The organism is Campylobacter sp. BCW_4332 (assembly GCF_001763175.1).
In the GTDB taxonomy this organism is placed as follows: Bacteria; Campylobacterota; Campylobacteria; order Campylobacterales; family Campylobacteraceae; genus Campylobacter_D; species Campylobacter_D jejuni.
Window position 1 is genome coordinate 1 of sequence record NZ_MJYF01000025.1, and the last position, 985, is coordinate 985.

Below are 985 nucleotides of genomic sequence, written 5' to 3' on the forward strand. Positions count from 1 at the left end.
AAATTTTCTATATTTTGATAAACTTTTTCTAAAAATTCCAAAGGTAAAATAAAATCTTTACTGAGTATATTTTCTAAAATTTGTTTTAAAGCTAAAGCATCATTTAAAAATCTTTTAGCATTATCTTGATCTTTTTGTATTTTTTCTTTGAATTTAACTAGGAGTTTGTCACTTCTATTTTTAGTTAAACTTTTTGGAAGTTCAAATTTAGGTTTTTCTTTTGTAAGGAATTTTTCACAACATTCTTTAAAGGAAAGTTCTTCTGTAAAATTAATCCTTGCTCCACCTTCAGTGGCATTGTAAAATTTAGTTTCTTTACTGTTGCAAGCAAAAAGATATTCAAGTTTTATGCGATAATCATTCCAAGTTATATGAGTTAAAACTTCACCTTTACCTGCATAGGCGGGGACTTTAAGTTTGTCTATATTTTCTTCACCGCTAAATTTCTCCCCAAAATCAAAACCTTTTGAGTGTGAATTTCCTTTTTCATCAAAAGCTAAATCTTGCCCTATCATGATAATATTTTTAAATCCTAAAGCCAAAGCTAAAGTATAAGAAAAATGACTCACATGAGTACCTGTATCAATATAGCCAAAGTCATTAAGATTGAAGCGTTGGTATAAAGGATCATCTCTTAAAATCACACTTTTATTATCTAGTGCACAAACCAAACTAGGATGCGTGGCGCATGAAAGTATATTTAAAGAAGTTTTATTTTCTTTATTTTGAAAAAATTTCATTGCTAGATCAGTAAAATCTAAATTCGTAACATAATCAGGCACTATGCCTTCTTTTTCAAGCATACTTAAAGCCCCATCAGCACAAAAGATCACTGCTTTATCTTGATAAGCTTTAAGTAAAGGAAGTTGTTTAGCTAAACTAGGTCCTGCAGAAACTACTATAGCATTTTCAAATTTGTTTTTTCTTTCACTTAAGATTCTTTGAAAAGGAATGCTTTCAAGCATAGAAGGGATGTTTTGTAAAA

1 protein-coding gene is annotated in these 985 nt (G+C 29.0%); it reads right to left on the reverse strand.

What is annotated here, in order from left to right:
• A partial coding sequence (locus tag AJN64_RS02430) for a motility associated factor glycosyltransferase family protein (RefSeq protein ID WP_148122979.1) occupies positions 1-985 on the reverse strand: 985 nt, incomplete at both ends.